At 49.1% G+C, this 4,288-nt stretch carries 5 protein-coding genes; 4 read left to right on the plus strand and 1 reads right to left on the minus strand.

Features of this window, described 5'->3' with window-relative positions; all coding sequences use genetic code 11:
* Window positions 1-198: 198 nt before the first annotated feature.
* Window positions 199-624 carry a nuclear transport factor 2 family protein gene (locus tag KDK19_RS19195; RefSeq protein ID WP_257274807.1) on the minus strand — a complete coding sequence of 142 codons (426 nt, stop codon included), beginning with the start codon at window positions 622-624 and terminating at the stop codon, window positions 199-201.
* 168 nt (window positions 625-792) lie between these two features.
* On the opposite strand from KDK19_RS19195, the gene KDK19_RS19200 reads away from it, so the two are divergent.
* From KDK19_RS19200 to KDK19_RS19215, 4 genes are all read left to right on the plus strand, one after another.
* A complete protein-coding gene (locus KDK19_RS19200; protein WP_257279784.1) occupies window positions 793-2,154 on the plus strand; it encodes a hypothetical protein in 1,362 nt (453 codons plus the stop codon).
* Between the two features lie 54 nt (window positions 2,155-2,208).
* Window positions 2,209-2,874: a metallophosphoesterase gene (locus KDK19_RS19205; protein ID WP_257279785.1), complete on the plus strand. Its 666-nt coding sequence runs from the start codon at window positions 2,209-2,211 to the stop codon at window positions 2,872-2,874.
* An 80-nt stretch (window positions 2,875-2,954) separates the two neighbouring features.
* Window positions 2,955-3,461: an 8-oxo-dGTP diphosphatase gene (locus tag KDK19_RS19210; protein WP_257292646.1), complete on the plus strand. Its 507-nt coding sequence runs from the start codon at window positions 2,955-2,957 to the stop codon at window positions 3,459-3,461.
* Between the two features lie 9 nt (window positions 3,462-3,470).
* On the plus strand, window positions 3,471-4,232 hold the full coding sequence (locus KDK19_RS19215; protein WP_257292647.1) for a sulfite exporter TauE/SafE family protein: 762 nt from the start codon (window positions 3,471-3,473) through the stop codon (window positions 4,230-4,232).
* The last annotated feature ends 56 nt before the right edge of the window (window positions 4,233-4,288 follow it).

Raw genomic sequence — 4,288 nt, forward strand, 5'->3', positions numbered from 1 at the left:
TAGACCAATTTATTGCAACCGCAGTAGGACAGCATTGAGTCCGACAGGCTGCTAGCGTAATTGATTTTGCGATTGTTGCAATTTTATTTGACTGCTGTTAGTCAGGGAAAAGCCCGCTGCACCATGCCCCAACCAGAACGGTTAAAAAGTGGAGTGACTCAAGACTAGTACAAGAATGCCTATCTGCTTCAGGGATCGTCAGCTGGCGGGAAAATCGGCTGAGGCCTGACCAATGGGAGAGGAGTGGATATGAGCTATTTTCCATGCTCCCTGATACTGTCTCAAAATATGTGTCGCCCTCAGAAACTGTAGTTCTACCACCGCCCACTCTACATCCCTGAGCCGGGTTTCTAACTGCCAGGTACTGCAGCAGGAAATCTGATCTGGTCCTTCCCAGGCAGACTCTATCCGGTATTTGACGGACAGGATTTCGAACTGGTTGAAGAGGGTTTCATACCAGAATTTCAGAGCTTCATGACCGTTAATCTGAGCACCTTCTGAGCTCCAGAACAGCAGGTCGTCTTCCGGTGCATAATGACCCAGCATACCAGCACTGTCCTGCTGAATGTAGTTTTCAGCCTGCCGATCAAACAATGATCGGATGGTCTCTCTGGTGTCCGCCATGTCGACCCTCTCCTGAATAGTGCCCTGTTCCTAAAATATTCATATAAAACTATAGGTAGAGTCAACGCAGGTTTTTTGACGAAATTTTCATAACCGGATCCAAAAACTTCGGAGCAAACTTCATACCTGTTGCTATGCTTAGGCATTTGGTCAATTGCCCTTTCAGTTATGAAAACACTTCTGAAGCCTCTTTTACTCTTACTGCTGATTCTGACTGGCTGGCAGGCTCAGGCCAATGAAGCCATCGACCTGATCAGAGAATACATTCGTGTCACCTATGGCAAGGATCTGAACATTACCAGTAGCCAGATTGAGCAGCTAAGCTGGGTCATGGATAACCCTGTTGCCACCCCGGAAATGTCGGCGGACCGGCTACCCTCTGACATACACTGGGAAATCCCTCGTGCCCTGTCCCGCCTTTATTCACTCCAGTTGCTGAAGTCCGGTACAGAAAAGGACTACGATGCCTTCATTCTGCCCCAGAAAGATCTGGCTGTGCCGGTCCTGAGCCTTCAGCACTTCAACCAATTGTCTGGGCTGATTCGCGGGCTCGATGAGGAGTCTTACGAAACACTGGCTGCCGCAGCGTTAATCAGTGCCGTCACCCTGTCACCAACTGCCAGGGAGCGAGCGTCGGTAGTTCTTGATACCAAACTACCGGAAGACAGTACTCGGTTCCTTGCGGTAACCGCTGATAAAGCCACCAGCATTTACCCGCTGGCAAAAGAAATTGCCAGAAAATACCGTTCCGACGGTCACAAATTCACCATCGTGTTCCTGTCAGACAGTCATCTGCGACATATGATGTACAACGAAGGTTCACTCAATATGTACAGCACTCTGAAAGAGGGCTTTCGCAGTGGCAAACTGAAGCCTGGAGACCTGAGCCTCTGGTATGCCTACTGGGTAGATAACATTGCCGGCTTCAGGGGGCATGTCAGTGCCAAAGGCTCCCTGTACCTGACGGAGAATACCTTCCGGGCAATGAACCAGATCAAGGTCGAACTGGACAAGCTTCAGAAAGATCCGGATTTTAATCCCATTCCTGCCTATCTGACGGCGCGAGCCCAGTGGCTGAAGCTCTCGAACGATAAAGGGCTGTCTACTCAGGAAGTCGAAGCTCTGGGTGCTCTGGCTGCAATGATGAGATTGTTTACTCCGGAAGAAGGCAGTCTGTTGCTGAAAGCCTTCAGCACGTTGCCCAAAGAGCAAAAGAAACGCTGGGTCGATCATGTTCAGTCTCAGCTTCAGACCACCGACTACGCAACACCGACTTACGCACCTGCGCTAATGGCTAACGCTCTGATTCTCAGCAATCTGGCCGAAACAGTAGAGAAGGTGTTGCCTTTTTACCTGAGTGCTCTGGACGTCGCAGCCCTGGCTAGAAAAACCGGCGAGCTGCCTAAAAGTACACCGTTGTCTTTCAGAGTCTTGGCCAATGACAAACAGGTTAAGATTATACTCAAGTCAGCACCACCCGGGATAGAGATTGATCCAAAAACGGGCTTGGCGACTCTGAAAGGGATCTGACACAACCCCTGCCTGCTTCGAACTCCAGAAGCAATGGATTGCAAAGGAGCTATCATGTTTCTTCAAACCTTCGGCCCCAACTTGTCAGGAAGAGATTTCGCAATCGGTGATCTTCACGGCATGTATGACTTGCTGTTCGAAACCCTGGAGCAAGTGGATTTTGATTTTAAGCTGGATCGTTGTTTCAGTGTGGGAGACCTGATTGACCGGGGACCCGATTCGCCAGGTTGCCTCTCCCTAATCCATGAACCCTGGTTCCATCCTGTCTGCGGCAATCACGAAGATACCCTGCGGACCATTGCCCGAAACCCAGAGTCATCAGCTATTCTGGCAGACTGGGTTCTCAACGGTGGTCGCTGGCATCTTAAAGTGTCTACAAAACAAATGCAGGAGTATGCCAACTGGGTAGATACATTGCCCTACCTGATACTCGTTGAGCAATCTGACGGAAGCAAGTTGGCGATCTGTCACGCAGAATACCCATTAAACCATTGGAATCCTGAGAGCATTGCAAGCAATCCTGAACTGACCCGGCAATTGATGTGGTCAAGAACAAAAGTACAAACCGGGAATACAGACTGGGTTGAAGGTGTGGACCATATTATCTGTGGCCACACCATTGTCGAAAACCCTACGACTCTGGGCAATACCCACTTTATTGATACCGGAGCTTTCAAGTCCAACACTCTGACATTACTGCCATTGTCACAACTCAGGTAATAATGAAAAATTAACAACCCATCTCCAGCAGCTCTGCTTTATAATGAGTAACTGAGGTATCGACAAATCATAAGTCTGACATGCAGCCCATAACCGCCAGAACACTCTCCGACATCGACTGGGAAAGCTGGAAAGCTCAAGATCCTGCTACCCTGACGTTTATCATTAAAAACGATCATATTCTTTTAATTCGCAAAAAGCGCGGACTGGGAGCCGGCAAAATCAATGGGCCCGGCGGCAGGCTTGAAGAAGGTGAAACCACGTTGGAGTGCGCAGTGCGAGAAGTTCAGGAAGAACTCAACGTCACCCCGCTGAATATGAACTTTCATGGTGAATGCCTGTTCCAGTTTGTCGACGGCTACTCCATTCATGTCTACGCCTTTTCCGCTTCTGACTATGATGGTATTCCCGAAGAAACCGACGAGGCGATCCCCCTGTGGTTTCATATCAAAGATATTCCTTACGATGAAATGTGGGAGGATGACCGCTACTGGTTACCTCTGCTGATGAAGAAAAAGAACTTTATCGGCCGCTACCTGTTCAACAAGGATAAAATGCTGGATTACGAAATCGAACTCCTCACCTGACATTTCCCCATGTTGTCACCACCGCTGTCATCAGCATCAGAGCTGTCCTTCTTTATAACGGCTATCCCGGCAGTCCTCATTACGGGATTAGGCAAAGGAGGCATGGGTAACGCTCTTGGGATGATTGCTGTACCTCTTATGTCGATATCGATGCCTCCCGTTCAGGCTGCTGCAATCCTCCTGCCCTTACTGTTAGTCATGGACGGATTCGCCGTCTGGGGATGGCGGAAACACGTAGACTGGACTGTGTTCAGGGTCATTATTTTTCCGGGTCTGTTCGGCATTTTTCTGGGCCTGATGATATTTGCATCCCTGAGTGAACGGGCTATCAGAGGCATAATTGGTATCATTGCCATCTTGTTCTGCCTGAACCAATGGTTTGGTGATTACGTTCACTCATCCCATAAGCCCGGCACACTGAGCGGTATTTTCTGGTCAACCGTCAGTGGTTTCACCAGCTTTGGTATTCACTCCGGAGGACCACCGCTGAGTGTTTACATGCTACCGTTGAAGCTGGAAAAGGAATTTCTGGCAGGCACCATGGCTATTTTTTTTGGCTCTCTCAATCTGATAAAGTGCCCTGCCTATGCAGCCCTTGGCCAGTTCACCGCAAACAACCTGCTACTGTCCTCTTTGTTAGTGCCTGTTTGCCCCCTGGGTGTCTGGCTTGGAATGAAGATGGTTAAAACAATCTCTACTGACTTTTTTTACAAGGTTTTGTACGTCTGTCTTTTCATAACCGGACTCAAGCTCCTTACCGACTTATTCTGATAGCTAGCAGCCTGTCGGACTTAAGCGTCCGTAGCGAGGATTGCAAGAAATTGAGG

This window comes from Endozoicomonas sp. ONNA1 (genome assembly GCF_024606325.1).
Classification (GTDB): Bacteria; Pseudomonadota; Gammaproteobacteria; order Pseudomonadales; family Endozoicomonadaceae; genus Endozoicomonas_A.

Bases quoted from the DNA above. Each gene is read 5' to 3' on its own strand.
- KDK19_RS19205 (WP_257279785.1), top strand. From the start codon at position 2,209: ATGTTTCTTCAAACCTTCGGCCCCAACTTGTCAGGAAGAGATTTCGCA.
- KDK19_RS19200 (WP_257279784.1), top strand. From the start codon at position 793: ATGAAAACACTTCTGAAGCCTCTTTTACTCTTACTGCTGATTCTGACT.
- KDK19_RS19215 (WP_257292647.1), top strand. From the start codon at position 3,471: ATGTTGTCACCACCGCTGTCATCAGCATCAGAGCTGTCCTTCTTTATA.
- KDK19_RS19195 (WP_257274807.1), bottom strand. From the start codon at position 624: ATGGCGGACACCAGAGAGACCATCCGATCATTGTTTGATCGGCAGGCT.
- KDK19_RS19210 (WP_257292646.1), top strand. From the start codon at position 2,955: ATGCAGCCCATAACCGCCAGAACACTCTCCGACATCGACTGGGAAAGC.